Source organism: Microbacterium sp. SL62 (assembly GCF_026672635.1).
Taxonomy (GTDB): domain Bacteria; phylum Actinomycetota; class Actinomycetes; order Actinomycetales; family Microbacteriaceae; genus Microbacterium; species Microbacterium testaceum_A.
On sequence record NZ_JAPPRM010000001.1, the window covers coordinates 2,244,325 to 2,260,560 of the forward strand.

A 16,236-nucleotide genomic window follows, 5' to 3' on the forward strand; every position below is an offset into this window, starting at 1 on the left:
CTAGGCTGGATGAATGACGGATGCCGTGAACAATCCCCTCCTCGCGCCGCCCTCGCTCCCCTACGACCTGCCGCCCTACGGCAGCATCGACGTCGAGCACTACCTCCCCGCGTTCCGCGCCGGTTTCGCCGCGCAGCGGGCGGAGGTCGATGCGATCACCGCGCAGAGCGACGCGGCCACGTTCGAGAACACCCTCGTCGCTCTGGAGCGCAGCGGGCAGTTGCTCGACCGGGTCGCGCGCACCTTCTACACCGTGGCATCCGCCGACGGCACCCCGGCGATCCAGGCCGTCGAAGAGGAACTCGCTCCCCTCATGTCGGCGCACCGCGACGCGATCCAGCTCGATGCAGGTCTGTTCGCCCGGATCGCCGCCGTGCACGCGCAGCTCGACGACCTCGACCTCGACGCCGAGAGCCGCTACCTCGTTGAGCGGTACCACCGCGAGATGTCGCTGGCCGGCGCCGGTCTCGACGACGCCCAGAAGCGGACGCTCACCGAGCTCAACCAGCGTCTGTCGGTGCTGACGACCACGTTCGAGAAGAACCTGCTCGCCGACACCAACGAGCTCGCGGTGGTGTTCGACTCCGCCGACGAGCTCGACGGCCTGAGCGACGGTGAGCTCTCGGCGGCGGCGCAGGCGGCCACGAGTCGCGGCCTGGACGGGCGCTACATCGTGAACCTCACGCTGTACACCGGTCACCCTCTGCTCGCGTCGCTGACGAACCGCAAGAGCCGTCGCCGTCTGCTCGAGGCCTCGCGCTCGCGCGCCACGCGCGGCAACGACAACGACAACCGCGGGGTCCTCCGCGAGATCGTGCGTCTGCGCGCCGAGCGCGCCGCGGTGCTCGGCTACCCCTCGCACGCCGCCGCCGTCCTCGCCGATCAGACGGCGGGGTCTCCGGATGCCGCGCGCGACCTGCTGCGCCGACTCGCCACCCCCGCTGCCGCCAACGCCCGGGCCGAGCAAGAGGCTCTGCAGAAGATCGCCGAGGCCGATGGCATCCGGATCAAAGCCCACGACTGGGCGTTCTACACCGAGAAAGTCCGCGCCGAGCGGTACGACCTCGATCGGGCGGCCCTGCGTCCGTGGTTCGAGGCCGAGCGGGTGCTGCGCGACGGCGTGTTCTTCGCGGCCGAGAAGCTCTACGGCATCCGCATGACCGAACGCCACGACCTTCAGGGCTATCACCCCGACGTGCGCGTCTTCGAGGTGCACAACGCTGATGGCAGCGAGCTCGGGCTGTTCCTGCTCGACCTGTACACGCGCGACAGCAAACGCGGTGGCGCGTGGATGAACTCGATCGTTACGCAGTCGGCCCTCCGCGGCACCGCCCCCGTCGTGGTCAACAACCTGAACGTGAACAAGCCCGCCCCCGGCACCCCGACGCTGCTGACGCTGGACGAGGTCACCACACTCTTCCACGAGTTCGGACACGCCCTGCACGGACTGTTCGCCACCGTGACCTACCCGCACTTCGGCGGAACGGCCGTCTACCGCGACTTCGTCGAGTTCCCCAGCCAGGTCAACGAGATGTGGATCCTGTGGCCCGAGATCCTGACCAACTACGCGCGGCACATCGACACCGACGAGCCGCTGCCGGCCGATGTCGTCGAGCGTCTGCACGCCTCCGAGGCGTTCAATCAGGGCTTCGCGACGAGCGAGTACCTCGCCGCATCATGGATCGACCAGGCGTGGCACGGCCTCTCCGTCGAGGAGGCGTCGGCCGACATCGACGTCGCGGCCTTCGAGGCGGCGACCCTCGCGGACATCGGGCTCGACAACCCCGCCATCCCCACCCGCTACGCCTCGACGTACTTCGCCCACGTGTTCTCGGGCGGTTACAGCGCCGGGTACTACTCGTACATCTGGAGCGAGGTACTCGACGCCGACACCGTGGAGTGGTTCCGCGAGAACGGCGGCCTCACGCGCGAGAACGGCGACCGGTTCCGCCAGAAGCTGCTGGGGGTCGGTGGTTCCGGCGACCCTCTCGCCGCCTACCGGGATTTCCGGGGCCGGGATGCCGAGATCCAGCCGCTGCTGCAGCGCCGCGGTCTCGCGGGCTGAGGTCGACGTGCCCGGCCGCTCTCGGCGTCCGGGCACGCAGGCTCAGACCGCGTACTTGAAGCCGACGTGCGAGTCGGCGAAACCGAGACGCGTGTAGAACCGGTGAGCGTCCACGCGCGCAGCGTCAGAGGTCAGCTGCACGAGGGCCGCGCCGGTCGCGGGTGCGGCGACGTGCATCACCCAGCGCATCACCGCGCTGCCGATCCCGCCGGAACGCACACTCGAAGACACCCTGACCGCCTCGACGAGCAGCCGGGTGGCCCCCTGACGCGCCATGCCGGGGATGACGGTGAGTTGCAGGGTGCCGATCACCTCCCCCGCCGCGTCGTCGACGACGATCAGATCGTTCAACGGCGCCTCGAGGACGCTTCGCAATGCGGTGGCGTACGTTCCCTCGTCCGAGGCATCGGCTCGATCGCCCCGTGCCGCACTGACGGGGTCATCTGCCAGGAGCGCCATCAACGCGGGCAGGTCGGTCGGCTTCGCCCGGCGGACGGTCACCTCTGAGATGCGGGCGGTCACCGTCGTGGGCAGATCGAGGTCGGAGAGCACGCTCTCCATCTTGCCGTGCGCGTCAGCGCCAGCCGAGCACCTCGCGCACGACGGCTTGCGACGCCGGTGAACCGTCGTTTTTGATGGAGAGCAGCTTCTCGCTGGAGACGAGTGTCCCCGAGGCTCCGTACGCGTCCGAGAGCCCCTGAACCGCCTGACGGACGAGAGGCGCCGCGTCATTGCGATCGGCGCCGCCGCGTACCGAATAGTGGGGGTAGACGAGCAACTCGGTCCCCTCGTCTATCTGTCGCGCACAGGCGACAACCACCGTCGGAGTCGCCCCTCTCCAGAATTTGGGGAAGAACTCCAAGCCCGTTCCCTCCGCGAAGAACTCGACGACTCCGCGCTTCCACGACTTCGCCACGTCGCCGAGGCGGACGTCATGGGCGGTCCACTCCGACCCGCTCTCCCGGATCGCGGTGGCGAAGGCGTCGCCCCCGTCGGAGAATCCCGCCGCGATGAGCGCATCCGTGGCGCGGCGGACCGCGCTGGAGGGCTCTTCACGAACGAGCATCCGCGCCCCGCCCCGCGTCAATCCGTTCCATCGGACGGGACCGATGTGGGCGTCTTCTCCGGATCCGCGCATGATCACAGCGACCACGCCCTCCCCACGGCGTCATCGGCTTCGCGATAGGCCTGGGCCGCCGTCCGGGCCGCGTCGGCGGCGGCGCGGCCGACATCGGCCAAGCGGGTCATCTCCGAGAGCCAGTCCCCCTGCTTGGCGGCGTACGCGTCAGCCGCGTCGCCCTGCCACCCCCCGAGAAGGGTGTTGCGTGCAGAGGCGAGCGTCGCGGTCTCGGCTGCGGTGCGCTGAACGGCGGCGTCGATGGACGAGGCCGTCTCCACGAGCCGATCGGGCTTGATCGAAAAAGACGTCATGAGCGAGGACTCTCCCTTCACACGTCGCGACGCGCGAGTTCGAGCGCGTCGCGGATCTTCGCCAGAGCTTCGGTGTAGCGCTCGTGCGATTGGCGGGCGGCGGCGTCGAACTCAGCGTCAGGTGACGGACGATCGTCGTCCTCCGTGACGTCGTCGTCGACTTCGTCCCACGACTCCCGCAGTGCGCGGAGATTCTCGGATGACATCTTCCGCAGAGCCTGGGCGGCAGAAGTCTGATCTTCGCCGCGGAAGACCGCTTCAAGGCTGGTCTCGCCGAGGTCGATGCGCGACTGCACCGTGCGCCACTCCGCGCCCATCTCGCCGGCACGAGCACGGGCGGCACGATGCTCGTCGGCCTCTCGGCGCTCCTCCGCCTCGATCGCGGCGCGCGCGTTCTCGCGCTCGTCGTCTTCGCGAAGAAGTCGTGCGAACGTCTCCGCCATCGTGCGGAAGTCGCCGACCAGCCGATCGTCGTCGGGGCCGGGAACGTGATCCATCATCGGGTCGTCGATGCGTGCCATCAGACTCGCGCCGCCGCTCCGCGCGCCAGACCCTCGTACAGGTCGGCCATGCGCATCGCACTGTCGGTCATCGTGCCGATATTTCCGACCATCCCCGAGACGAGGTCGTAGATCATGTTGATCCACTTGTACGCCCACCGCGCATCTTGGATCAGGTCGTACACGGCGATTCCCGCCTCGACGGCCGCCACGAGCCAACCCGCCACGGGAACCGCAGCTTCGGCCGCGATCCGCAGAAGCTTCTGCGCGAGACGGTCGAGGATCTTCAGGATCTTACCGACGGCTTCTTTGCACAACAGGATCAGCACCTTGATCGCCGTCGCCACGGTGCCCGCGGGTCCTGCCACGACGGTGTGGGCCTGCGACATCACGCCGGCCGCTGCGACGAACGCCTCGGAGCCCTTGCCGGTCCATGACGCGAGGGGCGGCAGAAGCCCCATCGCGTTCTGACCGATCGCGCTCATGGCATCCCCCGCGTGCGTCCAGGCGAACTGCGCCTCGCGCATGCGCTCCCAGTCGCCCGAGAAGGGCTTCGTCACCTCTTCGAGGAGTGAGTAGCCGACGAGCTCCTCGAAGAGCCAGTCCACTCCGCCGAAGATCGGACCCGCCTTCCAACGGATGCTCTCGATCTCGGGATCCTCGCCCTGGGGTCGAGGGAGGTACGAGCGCACGTCCTGCTTCTCGGTGACCGTTCGAGACGCGGACAGTCCGTCTCCCACGCGGTCGGAGATTCCCGATGCCGTCCCGTCGGCCCACTCGACGGCGGAGTAACCGTCCCAGAAGGCTTGGTTGAACAGGTTCCCGTCGGGCTCGCCGTAGCGACTCGAGGCCCCGCCCTGTGCAGCGCCGAGAGTCGGCGCGGTGCCCGGCGAATACGGCGGCGTGTCGACGCCGAGCGACGCGGCGACCTGAGCGATCGCGTCGTGAGCCGTCTGCTCGGCAGCGCGATACGCCGCGACCGTCTCGCCCATCCGCTCGGTGCCGATGCCGAAGGCCTGCGACGACATGTCGGCGACGCGTTTTCCGACGTCGACGATGCCGTCGCTGATCGGCTGGAACAGCTGCAGGATCAGGCCCAGCTCTCCCGCGTTCAGGCGGGCGTACGTTTCGAGGTGCTCCCCGATCGCCTGCCCGTGTCCGGCTTGCCTCTCCAGCACCTGCTGCGCAAGTGACAGCTGGTCGGTGTCGACATCCATTCGGTCCCCCCGGTCCGTAGGTGAGGTGTGAGCGAAGCGGGTTACGCGCTCCGTCGCTTCTGCGCCAGCACGATGGTCGGCTGCGCGCGGTCTTCGACGGCCGCACGCGTGATGACGACCTTAGCGATGTCGTCGGCCGAGGGCACGTCGAACATGATCGGGCCCAGGACGTCTTCGAGGATTGCGCGCAGACCGCGCGCGCCGGTCTTCCGCAAGACGGCGAGGTCGGCGATCGCGCGCAGCGCGTCCTCTTCGAACTCGAGCTGCACACCGTCGAGCTCGAACATCCGCTGGTACTGCTTGACCAGCGCGTTGCGCGGTGCCGTGAGGATCTCCATCAACGCGTCCTGGTCCAGGGGCGAGACGGATGCCACGACGGGCAGGCGACCGATGAACTCGGGGATCAGGCCGAACTTGTGAAGATCCTCGGGCAGGGCCTCGCTGAATAGGTCGGGCGCGTCTTCCTTGCGCTGCAGCGGTGCGCCGAAACCGACGCCGTGCTTGCCGACGCGTGCCGAGATGATCTCTTCGAGGCCCGCGAAGGCCCCGGCCACGATGAACAGGACGTTCGTCGTGTCGATCTGGATGAACTCCTGGTGCGGGTGCTTGCGGCCGCCCTGCGGCGGAACCGAAGCGACCGTTCCCTCGAGGATCTTCAGCAGCGCCTGCTGCACGCCCTCGCCCGACACGTCGCGCGTGATCGAGGGGTTCTCGGCCTTTCGGGCGATCTTGTCGACCTCGTCGATGTAGATGATGCCGGTCTCGGCACGCTTGACGTCGAAGTCGGCGGCCTGCAGGAGCTTCAGCAGGATGTTCTCGACGTCTTCACCGACGTAGCCGGCCTCGGTGAGGGCGGTGGCATCGGCGACCGCGAACGGCACGTTGAGGCGCTTCGCGAGGGTCTGGGCGAGGTAGGTCTTGCCGCAACCGGTGGGCCCGAGCAGCAGGATGTTGCTCTTGGCGATGTCGATCTCTTCGGCGCGCTGCTCCGCGGGCTGAAGGGTGCCGTGCGAGCGCACGCGCTTGTAGTGGTTGTAGACGGCGACGGCGAGGGCGCGCTTGGCGGGCTCCTGCCCGACGACGTACTCCTCGAGGAACGAGAAGATCTCGCGCGGCTTGGGCAGGTCGAACTCGGCGACCTCGCCGGCCGACGATTCGGCCATGCGCTCTTCGATGATCTCGTTGCAGAGCTCGACGCACTCGTCGCAGATGTAGACGCCCGGACCGGCGATCAGCTGCTGTACCTGCTTCTGGCTCTTGCCGCAGAAGGAGCACTTGAACAGGTCGGCGCTCTCACCGATACGTGCCATGGCCGGTTCCTCCCGTCACCCGGCCCCCGCCGGTGTGTTACCCGAGCCTAACCCGAGCCCGGGTGATCCAAGGGCATTCGCGCGCGCGGCGGTGTCGTGATCGCCCACGGCGGACACACGGCGTCCCGTCGCGCTTCCGCGGAGGGCGCGGACCTTCCCTGCCGCGCAGCCTCCGTGATCTGCACATCCTCAGGCTCGAATTCTCCCTGCGAGCTGAGGTTGCGCGAATCCCTGATCCTGTGCGGAGCTCTCGTCGCCGCGCGCACAACCTCCGCGATCTGCACAACCTCCGTCGGCATCCGCCCCGTCGAACTGAGGTTGCGCGAATCCCCGACCCTGCGCGAGCACCGACCGTATTCACGCCCCATGCGCGACGAAGCCCCGCAGACCGAAACGGGTCTGCGGGGCTTCGTCGTGTCGCGAGCGCGTCAGGCGGTGAGGGCCGCCGGGGTGCGCTTGCGGGTCGTGAGCACCTGGTCGACGATGCCGTACTCCATCGCCTCGGCGGCGGAGAGGATCTTGTCGCGGTCGATGTCCTTGTTGACCTTCGCGACGTCCTGACCGGTGTGACGCGCCATGGTCTCTTCGAGCCAAGTGCGCATGCGGAGGATCTCCTGCGCCTGGATCTCGATGTCGGACGCCTGTCCGTGTCCGGCCTCGCCCATGGCGGGCTGGTGGATCAGGATACGGGCGTTCGGCAGGGCGAGACGCTTGCCGGGGGCGCCGGCGGCCAGCAGCACGGATGCCGCGGAGGCGGCCTGACCGAGCACGACCGTCTGGATCTGCGGCGAGACGTACTGCATCGTGTCGTAGATCGCCGTCATGGCCGTGAACGAGCCACCGGGCGAGTTGATGTACATGATGATGTCGCGGTCGGGGTCCTGCGACTCGAGCACGAGCAGCTGCGCCATGACGTCGTCGGCCGACGCGTCGTCGACCTGCACGCCGAGGAAGATCACGCGGTCTTCGAACAGCTTGTTGTACGGGTCCTGGCGCTTGTAGCCGTAGGCCGTGCGCTCCTCGAACTGAGGAAGGACGTAGCGGCTCGAGGGCATGTGCGATGCGGCGCCGCCGAAAGTGGGGATGTTCATGATGGTGTCCTTTTCCTCTCGGCTCAGGCCGCGGTTCCGCCGCCGCCGGTGACGTCGGTGGCGTGCTCGCGCATGTGGTCGACGAAGCCGTACTCGAGGGCTTCCTGAGCGGTGAACCAGCGGTCGCGGTCACCGTCGGCGTTGATCTGCTCGACGCTCTTGCCGGTCTGGGCCGCGGTGATCTCGGCGAGACGGCGCTTCATGTCGAGGATGAGCTGCGCCTGCGTCTGGATGTCGCTCGACGTTCCGCCGAAGCCACCGTGGGGCTGGTGCAGCAGCACGCGCGCGTTCGGCGTGATGTAGCGCTTGCCCTTGGTACCGCTGGTCAGCAGCAGCTGGCCCATCGAGGCCGCCATGCCGATGCCGACGGTGACGATGTCGTTCGGCACGAACTGCATCGTGTCGTAGATCGCCATGCCGGCCGTGATCGAGCCGCCGGGCGAGTTGATGTAGAGGTAGATGTCCTTCTGCGGGTCTTCTGCGGCAAGCAGCAGGATCTTGGCGCAGATCTCGTTGGCGTTGTCGTCGCGCACCTCGGAACCGAGCCAGATGATGCGGTCCTTGAGCAGTCTGTCGAAGACGCTCGTTGCCATAAGGGGTTCGGGCATGTGTGCTCCTCTTCCGTGATCTGAAATGAATCTACCGGCGCGTTCCGGAGCGGGATGCCGTGTTCGCCGCGGGCGGATCAGCGCGCCTGGTCGGCGATTTCTCGCGCATATCCCGTGACGGAACGGGTATAGAGCGGCAGGTGCGGGGCGAGAGCTTGAAGGGCGATGGATGCCGCCCGCTCGGGCTTTCCGTTCGACACGAGCGCGAGGGCGTAGAAGGCGGCGGCCGCGTCGTGGAGAGGCCCGCGCGGTTCGCGCTCGTACTCCGCCTCGAGCATCGCGAGCGACTCTTCGGTCTTGCCGAGGTTGCGGATCGTGCTCGCCAGTTGGATCGTCGCCCGCGTGCGTCGCTCGTCGTCGAGCCCGATCTCCAGGGCGCGGCGGTACAGCACCTCCGCCTCGTCTTCGACGCCGGCCGAGTCACGCGCCCCGGCGCGTTCGAACAGCGCCACCGCATCGTCCGCCGGGCGCTCGGTGGCGAGCTCGTCGATCCGCTCGATCACGTGCTCGGGGCTGAGCGTGTCATCGGCCCACACGGCATCCACTCTGCTCTGCCAGTCGTTCATGTGTCGCATCCTCATCATCGTTCTGACCCCACGCTCACGCACTGCGTGTCCACGACACTCGGACGCTTCGAGACGCGGTCCGAGTGTTCTGGACACTCAACGGGGCCGTTCCCCCGGACGGCGCCCGGGGACGGAAAAGGGGGCGGATGCCACGGCATCCGCCCCCTTCGTCACGACTTACTCGCCGTCAGCGGCCTCGTCGGTCTTCTTCTTGGCCGGGGCGCGCTTCTTGGCGGGAGCCTTAGCGGGAGCCTCCTCAGCGGCGGGCGCCTCGTCAGCGTCGGCCTTCTTCTTCGCGGGGGCGCGCTTCTTGGCGGGAGCCTTCGCGGGAGCCTCCTCAGCGGCGGCCTCCTCGGCGGGAGCCTCGTCCGCAGCGTCGTCACCCTCGACGGGCTCTTCGCCCTCGACGGCGACGAAACCGGTCAGGTCGACGGGCTTGCCGTCGGTGTCGACGACGGTGACCTTGCCGAGCGCGATCGCGAGGGCCTTGTTGCGGGCGACCTCACCGACGAGCGCGGGCAGCTGGTTGCCCTGCTGCAGCGCGTTGACGAAGTCCTGCGGCGCCATGTTGTACTGCGCAGCCGACTGGATCAGGTACTGGGTCAGCTCGTCCTGCGACACCTGGACGTTGGCATCTTCGGCGATCTTGTCGAGCACCATCTGCGTGCGGAACTGCTTCTCGCTCGCCTCGGTGACCTCGGCGCGGTGCTCGTCGTCTTCGAGGCGGTTCTCGCCCTCGAGGTGCTGGTGCACCTCGTCCTCGATGAGCTGCGGCGGAACCGGGATCTCGACGGCCTCGAGGAGCGCCTCGATGAACTTGTCGCGCGCGGCCGAGCCCTGCGTGAAGACGGACTGCTGCGACACGCGCTCGCTGAGCGACTCGCGCAGCTCGGCGATGGTGTCGAACTCCGACGCCATCTGCGCGAAGTCGTCGTCGGCCTCGGGAAGCTCGCGCTCCTTGACGGCGGTGATGGTGACCGAGACCTCGGCCTCTTCACCGGCGTGCTCGCCGCCGACCAGCTTCGAACGGAACGTGGTCTGCTCGTCGGCCGTGAGCGACTCGATGGCCTCATCGATGCCCTGGAGCAGTTCGCCCGAGCCGATCTCGTACGACACGCCCTCGGCGCGGTCGATCTCGTTGCCGTCGATCGTGGCGACCAGGTCGAGCTCGACGAAGTCACCGGTCTTAGCGGGACGGTCGACCGTGATGAGCGTGCCGAAGCGCGCACGCAGGCGGTCGAGCTCGGCGTCGATACCGGCCTCGTCGACCTCGGCGGCGTCGACCGTCACCGTGATCGAGTCGTACGCGGGCAGGTCGAACTCGGGGCGCACGTCGACCTCGACGTCGACGATGAGGTCGCCCGAGAAGTCCTTGAGCTCGGGGAGCTCGACGATCTCGGCGTTCGGACGACCGATGACGCGCAGGTCATTGGCCTCGACGGCCGCGCGGTAGAACCCGTCGAGCCCCTCGTTGACGGCGTGCTCGATGACGGCGCCGCGGCCCATGCGCTGGTCGATGATCGGCGCGGGCACCTTGCCCTTGCGGAAGCCGGGGATCTGCACGTCGCGGGCGATGTGCTCGTAGGCGTGGGCGATGCTCGGCTTGAGCTCGTCGGGCGAAACCGTGATGTGCAGCTTGACCCGGGTGGGGCTGAGCTTCTCGACGGTGCTGTTGACCATGCGGTTCGTTCTCCTCGTGTGGCCCGCGCGCACGCGGGGGCCGATTGGGCCTGTGGTCTGTGGGGCCGTTCGTCGGGGCGACAGGATTTGAACCTGCGGCCTCCCGCTCCCAAAGCGGGCGCTCTACCAAGCTGAGCTACGCCCCGGGGCGGCGCGCGGCACGCGCCGACGAAACGACCGCTGAAAGTCTAGTCGATCCCCCTGGCTGCGCCGATTTCGCCGACCCCCTTGCGTGCGAGAGCGGAGGGATGCCGACTCCCCCGCGTTCGCGACGGGCCTCAGGGTGTCGTAGAGTGGGTGTCGTCCGACTCCGCGGTTCGTCAGAAAACCGCGGAATTCCGGGGCTGTAGCTTAGTGGTAAAGCCTCTGTCTTCCAAACAGATGATGCGAGTTCGATTCTCGTCAGCCCCTCCACATTTTCACCCGTTCGTGGCCATCAATAGTTGTTTTTGAGCTGTTGGTCCATGACCCGTCATTCGGCGTAGAGCGTTTCTCAGAATGTGCATCCACGGGATGATGGAACGGATGACACTTGAAAACGAACGAGTTCTCCTCACGCGGCTATCGCCTTCCCTCGCACGACGAATCATTGACGGACGGGAGGAACCCGGCGACGCCTGGCATCGGGATTATCCGTTCGCGGATGAGTTGGCCCCTTTGTCCGCGCTCGCTGCGACCACCGAGACGGGTTCACCGTTCACCATGTATGCCATTAGGGAGGCCCGCACGGGGCTGGCCGTCGGCGGCTTCGGGTTCTTTGGTCCGCCCGACTCGAGCGGAACGGTCGAGTTCGGGTATGGACTGATTCCTGCGGCGCGCGGGCGTGGATTGGCTACGGCAGCGGTTGGCCTCGCTCTTGACCACGCTCGGGCGTGGGGAGCGCGTCGGGCAATCGCCGACACCGATACGGGCAATGCAGCCTCGCAGCGCGTGCTGGAAAAAGCGGGGCTTGTGGAGGTCCGGCGCGAAGGCTCTGTTGTGTTCTTCGAGCGCGAACTTGCCTAGCCGTGAGATGGCCGCGACCCCCAACTCACGCCACGACGGTGAGATCAAAGATCACGTGTACCCGTCGACGAGCATCATCAGCGTGACACGCGCGAAGTCCACCATTAGTAGCGAGGTGCCGGAGGTCTTGCTCGAGACCCGAGCTCGCGCGTGAAAGATTCCGGCAGCACGACGTTGTCGCCCGCTCCCGCGAAGAAGCCCGCGACTTGCTCCGGCCGGTACCCGGCGATACCGCAGCCCACCTCGGCCACGAGGAAGCGCAGCTCGATATGCTTCGCGGCGAAGGCCACGAATCGCCGCGCCTGCTCCTCGAAGACGTCGAGTCCCGACATCGTGTCCATCCCGTACGACTGCCCCTGCAGGCCTTCGCTCTGACCCCAGATCGCGCCGAAGCGGTCCATCGCGAACCGCGCTGCTCCTCCGCCGTGGGCCCCCGAGGCATTCGAGCCGAAGACGAAGATCTCGTTCGGGGCGAGCGATGTGATGTGCATGCGCGCGAGGTTACGCGCCGGAACGGTCGCCGTCCGCCGGGGTTGCGGCATCCTGAATCCGCGTCGCCGAGCCGTGGCGCTCGACGTGCGCGAGATATGTCTGCGCGTTGCGGAGGATCTTCGCCCGTTCCTCCGGCGTGAGCGCGCGCCTCACCTTCGCGGGGACGCCCGCAACCAGCGATCCCTCGGGAATGACGGTGCCCTCGAGCACGACAGCTCCCCCGGCGATCAGACACCCGGGACCGATCTCGACGCCCGACAGGACGACGCTGCCCATACCGATCAACGAGCCGTCACCGATCGTGCAGCCGTGCACGACGGCGTTGTGCCCCACCGAGACGTCGGTACCGATGGTGACCGGGCGCCCGGCGTCGACGTGCACGGACACGTTGTCCTGCAGATTGCTGCGCGCGCCCAGGACGATGCGCGCACTGTCACCGCGCACGACGGCGTTGTACCAGACGCTGGCCTGTTCGCCGAGCGTGACATCGCCGATGATGCGCGCACCGGACGCCACGAACGCGGTGTCGTGCAGGCTCGGAGCGGCTCCGCTGAGGGCGAGAACAGAGGCATCGGGGGCGATCGGCATGAGCCCGAGGCTAGCCCTACCGAGGAGCTACCGAGAAGCGCGAGAGCACTACCGAGGGTGGGCGAACACCGTAGCTCCGGCCCGCGGATCAGTAGCGGCGATCCTGATCACGGCTCATAGTTTCGGTCCCACCACAGCCGCATCGCCCTTGGAGACCTCATGTCGCAGTCGACCGAACCCGTTACCCGCACCCGCACCGCCCGCCCGGCCCGACGACACCGCCGCACCAAGGCGATCCTCGCGATCGCGGCCGGCACCGCCCTGCTTCTCGGCGGGGGCGGCACCTACGCGTTCTGGACCACGCAGACCGCGTTGACCGCGGGGACCGTGAGTTCCGGAAACCTCGCCCTGTCGCTCGGCACGGGCTCGTGGAGCCTGAAGGGCGTCCTCGGGCAGGCGACGTCGGTGTCGAACCTCACCAACGTCAAGATCGTCCCGGGCGACGTACTCACGCTCACGCAGCCGGTCACCGTCACCCTCGTCGGCGACACCCTCGCCGCCGACCTCGCGGTCACCCAGGGCGCCAGCTTCGTCACCGGTCCCGCAGCCCCCTACGTGAAGGTCGTGGTGAACATCACCGGCCTAGGCGCGCAGACGGGGACCAACACCTATCGCGTGACTCCCGCCACGGCCGGAACCCTGACGGCCACCGTCACGGTCACCTTCGATTCGACGACGCCCAACCTCGTGGGCGTGAACACGCCCGTGGACCTCAACCAGCTCGCGTTCTCGCTGACCCAGGCCTCCAGCTGAGGGACTGACCATGCACCGTCGCGACGATCGCGTTCCACGGCGCGTCCGGTGGACCGCGGTCCTCGTCGCAGCGCTCGTGCTGGGCCCCGGCACCGTGGCGGCACACGCCGTCTGGTCGGACCGCCGCCCGCTCACCGCTGGGGTGACCTCGACCGGCTCGCTCGGAGCCGCGGCGAGCTGGACGGGAAGCTGGAGTGCGTGGAAACCGCTCCTACCGGGGCGCTCCAGCGACACCGCAGCCCTGCGCGTGAGCGCGACCGGGTCGGGTGACACGATGCGCTGGCGAGTGAACGCTGCGGCGTCGGTGTCGGCAGCGCTCGCGCCGTACGTCTCGACACAGGTGTTCGTCGGGGCTTGCGGGACGGGAACGCCCCTGCCCGCGGGTGGGTACGCCCCAGCCGGCGGATACGCGCTCGGAGCGTCGGCCGACCTGTGCCTGCGCGTCACTCTCGACCCGAGCGCTCCGTCCACGACCCAGGCGATCGCTCTCACCCCGCAGATCACCATCACCGTCGATCAGGCGACATCGTGAGCCGTCGTCGTGCGGTCGTCGCCGTAGTCGCCGCCCTGGCCCTGGCGCTCACCGTGCCCACCGCCGCCGCGGCCGCGTGGCGTGCGTCCACCTCCGCGCCGGCATTCTCGCTCAGCACGTCCGCACTCGCGGCGCCCGTCACGACGTGCACGTCGAAGCCGGCGGTACTCGGCTTGTCGTCGTACGCGCAGATCTCGTGGTCCCCGATCACCGACGCGACGTCGTACACCGTGACCGCCACGAACTCCGCGAACGGCGCCACCCAGGTGGTCGCGACGGGCGTGACCGCCACGACGATCGACATCACCGGCTCGGTGCTGACATCGCTCCTGGCGTCGGTGGTGAGGGCGCTGCTCGACGGCGGCACCGTCGTGATCACCGTCACCGCCGTCACCCAGAAGTGGACGTCACTGCCCAGCAACGGGCAGCCGGTCGTCCTCTCCAGCCTGGTCGGCGGACTGCTCGGGGGCGTCAAGTGTCAGAACTGATCGAGGATCCCCGCACTCCCGGCTCCACCACTCCGCCGCCGGAACGGCCGGGGTGGGCTCGGACGCGCGCCATCGTGGGCAGCATCGTTCTCGTCGCGGTGTCGCTTTTCGGCTTGATCACCGTGGTGATCCCTCTGCTCCTCGGCGCGCAGACGTACACCGTCCTGACCGCGAGCATGCAGCCGGGCATGCCACCGGGGACGTTGATCGCGGTCCGCCCGTCCTCGATAGACGACGTCTCGGTCGGAGATGTCGTGACCTATCAACTGCGCTCGGGCGAGCCCGCCGTGGTCACGCACCGCGTCGTGGGTACGACCAGCAGCACCGGTGGCGCGCGGCTGCTGATCACGCGAGGGGACGCCAACGACGCCGACGATCCCCCGGTGCAGAGCGAGCAACTTCGCGGAAAAGTGGTCTTCGCGGTGCCGTATCTCGGGTATCCCGGGATCGTCTTCGGAGGACAGGAGCGCGGGATCGTCATCGCGGCGGTCGGTGTCGCGGTCGTCGGCTACGGCCTGGTCCTGCTCATCTTCGATCTCGTCCGTTCGCATCGCCACCGGAGAACGACCACGGCGTTCGCTTTGATCCTCGTCACGGCATCCGCTCCCCTGCTGACGCCGACTCCCGCATCGGCTTCGTCCAGCCAGTTGCTCGTGAGCGACGATGGGGCGCGCTTCGTCTCGGACGGAGCGGTGCGCCTGTTCGACCAGCCGGACCGCATCGTTCCTGGTGGCACGCTCACCTCCACCCTGTGGATCCGAAACGCGAGTCCCGATCCGGCACGGGCGGGCCTGCGCCTCGATACCGCCCCCGTCGGCTCGGACCCGGGCGACACCTCGTTCACGCGCTCGCTCACCCTGGTCGTGGCCTCGAGCCCGGTGCCGCAGGGGGACCAGTGGGTGAGCTCGGTGATCGCGCCGGGTGACACGCTGCGCATCGACCTCGGAGTGAGGATGGATGCCGCCTCCGGCAACATCTCGCGTAACGCTGACGCCGTCGTGACTCCCGTCGTCCGGCTCACGGACGCGACGGCGAGCGACCCTCCGACCGGAGAACCCGGTCCGTCCCTCGCGGATCCGGCCCAGACCGGAGGATCCCTCGCGTGGACCGGCATCCGCTCAACGCCCTGGGGAATGCTCGTCGCCGGAGCCGCCGCGGTGGTGACCCTCGGTCTCGCCGTGGGGCTGAGACGCGATCAGGGAAGGTGAGGATTGCCTATTCACCAGGGATTTAGCCGAGCCTCATCTTGCTTGCGGAATGCTGCCACGTGAGTAGCGTTGCATCCATCGAGACTTCGAACGTCGCCTAAGGAGCACACATGAGCACCGTCCAGACCCCCGCCGCCACCACCGTCGACCCGACGATGGCCGCCGGCACCGCCCAGTTCCTCTCCCCCGTCGTCATCGGCCTCGAGGCGCTCGTCGTCAACGGCAAGCAGGCGCACTGGCACGTCCGCGGCGCCAACTTCATCGGCGTGCACGAGCTGCTCGACTCGGTCGTCGCTCACGCGCAGGAGTGGGCCGACCTGGCCGCCGAGCGCATCGTCGCCCTGGGTCTTCCCATCGACTCGCGCCTGTCGACCGTCGCCGCGAAGGCGAAGGCCACCGAGGTCCCGGCCGGTTTCGCGCAGTCCGATGTCGTCATCCGCGCCGTGATCGCCGACATCGACGCGGTGCTCGTCGACATCGAAGCCGCCATCGAGGGTCTCGACGAGATCGACATGTCGAGCCAGGACGTGGCAATCGAGATCAAGCGCGGCCTCGACAAGGACCGTTGGTTCCTGTTCGCGCACCTCGCCGCGTAAGACGTTCCTCGAAGGGGGCGGTGCTTCGGCACCGCCCCCTTCGTCGTTCCGGCACGTCTCCCGCTCCCCCGCCCCTCCACCGCGCGCGTGAGGGGTCACTTCCTGT

The 16,236-nt window shown here is 68.2% G+C and carries 19 protein-coding genes and 2 tRNA genes; 8 read left to right on the forward strand and 13 right to left on the reverse strand.

Annotated elements, in window-relative coordinates; translation table 11 throughout:
• The first annotated feature begins 13 nt into the window (after positions 1–13).
• Positions 14–2,065: a M3 family metallopeptidase gene (locus OVA26_RS10715; protein ID WP_268104075.1), complete on the forward strand. Its 2,052-nt coding sequence runs from the start codon at positions 14–16 to the stop codon at positions 2,063–2,065.
• 42 nt (positions 2,066–2,107) lie between these two features.
• Here the strand turns inward: OVA26_RS10715 and OVA26_RS10720 are convergent, their stop codons facing one another.
• The 11 genes from OVA26_RS10720 to OVA26_RS10770 all read right to left on the reverse strand — a co-directional run bounded on the left by OVA26_RS10720 (position 2,108) and on the right by OVA26_RS10770 (position 10,614).
• Positions 2,108–2,617 (reverse strand): GNAT family N-acetyltransferase, encoded by a 510-nt coding sequence (locus tag OVA26_RS10720; protein ID WP_056232332.1) that lies wholly within the window; start codon positions 2,615–2,617, stop codon positions 2,108–2,110.
• Between the two features lie 22 nt (positions 2,618–2,639).
• A complete protein-coding gene (locus OVA26_RS10725; RefSeq protein WP_268104076.1) occupies positions 2,640–3,218 on the reverse strand; it encodes a hypothetical protein in 579 nt (192 codons plus the stop codon).
• Entirely contained in the window at positions 3,206–3,496 is a 291-nt protein-coding gene (locus OVA26_RS10730) for a WXG100 family type VII secretion target (protein WP_143017870.1), read from the reverse strand. The genes OVA26_RS10725 and OVA26_RS10730 overlap by 13 nt, the downstream gene beginning before the upstream one ends.
• Before the next feature lie 17 nt (positions 3,497–3,513).
• The gene (locus OVA26_RS10735) at positions 3,514–4,017 is read right to left on the reverse strand and encodes a hypothetical protein (RefSeq protein ID WP_056231081.1); all 504 of its coding nucleotides are present in this window, start codon (positions 4,015–4,017) and stop codon (positions 3,514–3,516) included.
• A complete protein-coding gene (locus tag OVA26_RS10740) occupies positions 4,017–5,213 on the reverse strand; it encodes a hypothetical protein (RefSeq protein WP_056231079.1) in 1,197 nt (398 codons plus the stop codon). Before OVA26_RS10740 ends, OVA26_RS10735 begins: the two co-directional genes overlap by 1 nt.
• Positions 5,214–5,254: 41 nt before the next feature.
• Positions 5,255–6,523 carry an ATP-dependent Clp protease ATP-binding subunit ClpX gene (gene clpX, locus OVA26_RS10745; RefSeq protein ID WP_056231076.1) on the reverse strand — a complete coding sequence of 423 codons (1,269 nt, stop codon included), beginning with the start codon at positions 6,521–6,523 and terminating at the stop codon, positions 5,255–5,257.
• Positions 6,524–6,951: 428 nt separating this feature from the next.
• Positions 6,952–7,614, reverse strand: coding sequence for an ATP-dependent Clp protease proteolytic subunit (locus tag OVA26_RS10750; protein ID WP_056231073.1), 663 nt, complete (start codon positions 7,612–7,614; stop codon positions 6,952–6,954).
• Between the two features lie 23 nt (positions 7,615–7,637).
• Positions 7,638–8,222: an ATP-dependent Clp protease proteolytic subunit gene (locus OVA26_RS10755; RefSeq protein ID WP_056231069.1), complete on the reverse strand. Its 585-nt coding sequence runs from the start codon at positions 8,220–8,222 to the stop codon at positions 7,638–7,640.
• Positions 8,223–8,299: 77 nt separating this feature from the next.
• The gene (locus tag OVA26_RS10760; RefSeq protein ID WP_268104077.1) at positions 8,300–8,788 is read right to left on the reverse strand and encodes a tetratricopeptide repeat protein; all 489 of its coding nucleotides are present in this window, start codon (positions 8,786–8,788) and stop codon (positions 8,300–8,302) included.
• A 177-nt stretch (positions 8,789–8,965) separates the two neighbouring features.
• The gene (tig, locus tag OVA26_RS10765) at positions 8,966–10,468 is read right to left on the reverse strand and encodes a trigger factor (protein ID WP_268104078.1); all 1,503 of its coding nucleotides are present in this window, start codon (positions 10,466–10,468) and stop codon (positions 8,966–8,968) included.
• Between the two features lie 72 nt (positions 10,469–10,540).
• Positions 10,541–10,614 (reverse strand) — tRNA-Pro (locus OVA26_RS10770).
• A 194-nt stretch (positions 10,615–10,808) separates the two neighbouring features.
• Here OVA26_RS10770 and OVA26_RS10775 point away from each other — a divergent pair.
• Together OVA26_RS10775 and OVA26_RS10780 are read left to right on the forward strand one after the other, a co-directional pair.
• A tRNA-Gly gene (locus tag OVA26_RS10775) sits at positions 10,809–10,882 on the forward strand.
• Between the two features lie 111 nt (positions 10,883–10,993).
• Positions 10,994–11,473 carry a GNAT family N-acetyltransferase gene (locus OVA26_RS10780; RefSeq protein WP_268104079.1) on the forward strand — a complete coding sequence of 160 codons (480 nt, stop codon included), beginning with the start codon at positions 10,994–10,996 and terminating at the stop codon, positions 11,471–11,473.
• Between the two features lie 104 nt (positions 11,474–11,577).
• On the opposite strand, the gene OVA26_RS10785 is transcribed toward OVA26_RS10780, so the two are convergent.
• Together OVA26_RS10785 and OVA26_RS10790 are read right to left on the reverse strand one after the other, a co-directional pair.
• The gene (locus tag OVA26_RS10785) at positions 11,578–11,964 is read right to left on the reverse strand and encodes an A1S_2505 family phage non-structural protein (protein WP_268104080.1); all 387 of its coding nucleotides are present in this window, start codon (positions 11,962–11,964) and stop codon (positions 11,578–11,580) included.
• Positions 11,965–11,974: 10 nt separating this feature from the next.
• Entirely contained in the window at positions 11,975–12,553 is a 579-nt protein-coding gene (locus OVA26_RS10790; protein WP_268104081.1) for a gamma carbonic anhydrase family protein, read from the reverse strand.
• Between the two features lie 159 nt (positions 12,554–12,712).
• On the opposite strand from OVA26_RS10790, the gene OVA26_RS10795 reads away from it, so the two are divergent.
• From OVA26_RS10795 to OVA26_RS10815, 5 genes are all read left to right on the forward strand, one after another.
• Positions 12,713–13,306: an alternate-type signal peptide domain-containing protein gene (locus tag OVA26_RS10795; RefSeq protein ID WP_268104082.1), complete on the forward strand. Its 594-nt coding sequence runs from the start codon at positions 12,713–12,715 to the stop codon at positions 13,304–13,306.
• 10 nt (positions 13,307–13,316) lie between these two features.
• Positions 13,317–13,838, forward strand: a complete 522-nt coding sequence (locus OVA26_RS10800) for a hypothetical protein (RefSeq protein ID WP_268104083.1) — start codon at positions 13,317–13,319, stop codon at positions 13,836–13,838.
• Positions 13,835–14,326, forward strand: coding sequence for a hypothetical protein (locus OVA26_RS10805; protein ID WP_268104084.1), 492 nt, complete (start codon positions 13,835–13,837; stop codon positions 14,324–14,326). The genes OVA26_RS10800 and OVA26_RS10805 overlap by 4 nt, the downstream gene beginning before the upstream one ends.
• A 74-nt stretch (positions 14,327–14,400) precedes the next feature.
• Positions 14,401–15,534, forward strand: a complete 1,134-nt coding sequence (locus OVA26_RS10810; RefSeq protein ID WP_268104085.1) for a signal peptidase I — start codon at positions 14,401–14,403, stop codon at positions 15,532–15,534.
• A 110-nt stretch (positions 15,535–15,644) separates the two neighbouring features.
• A complete protein-coding gene (locus tag OVA26_RS10815) occupies positions 15,645–16,130 on the forward strand; it encodes a Dps family protein (RefSeq protein WP_056231037.1) in 486 nt (161 codons plus the stop codon).
• The last annotated feature ends 106 nt before the right edge of the window (positions 16,131–16,236 follow it).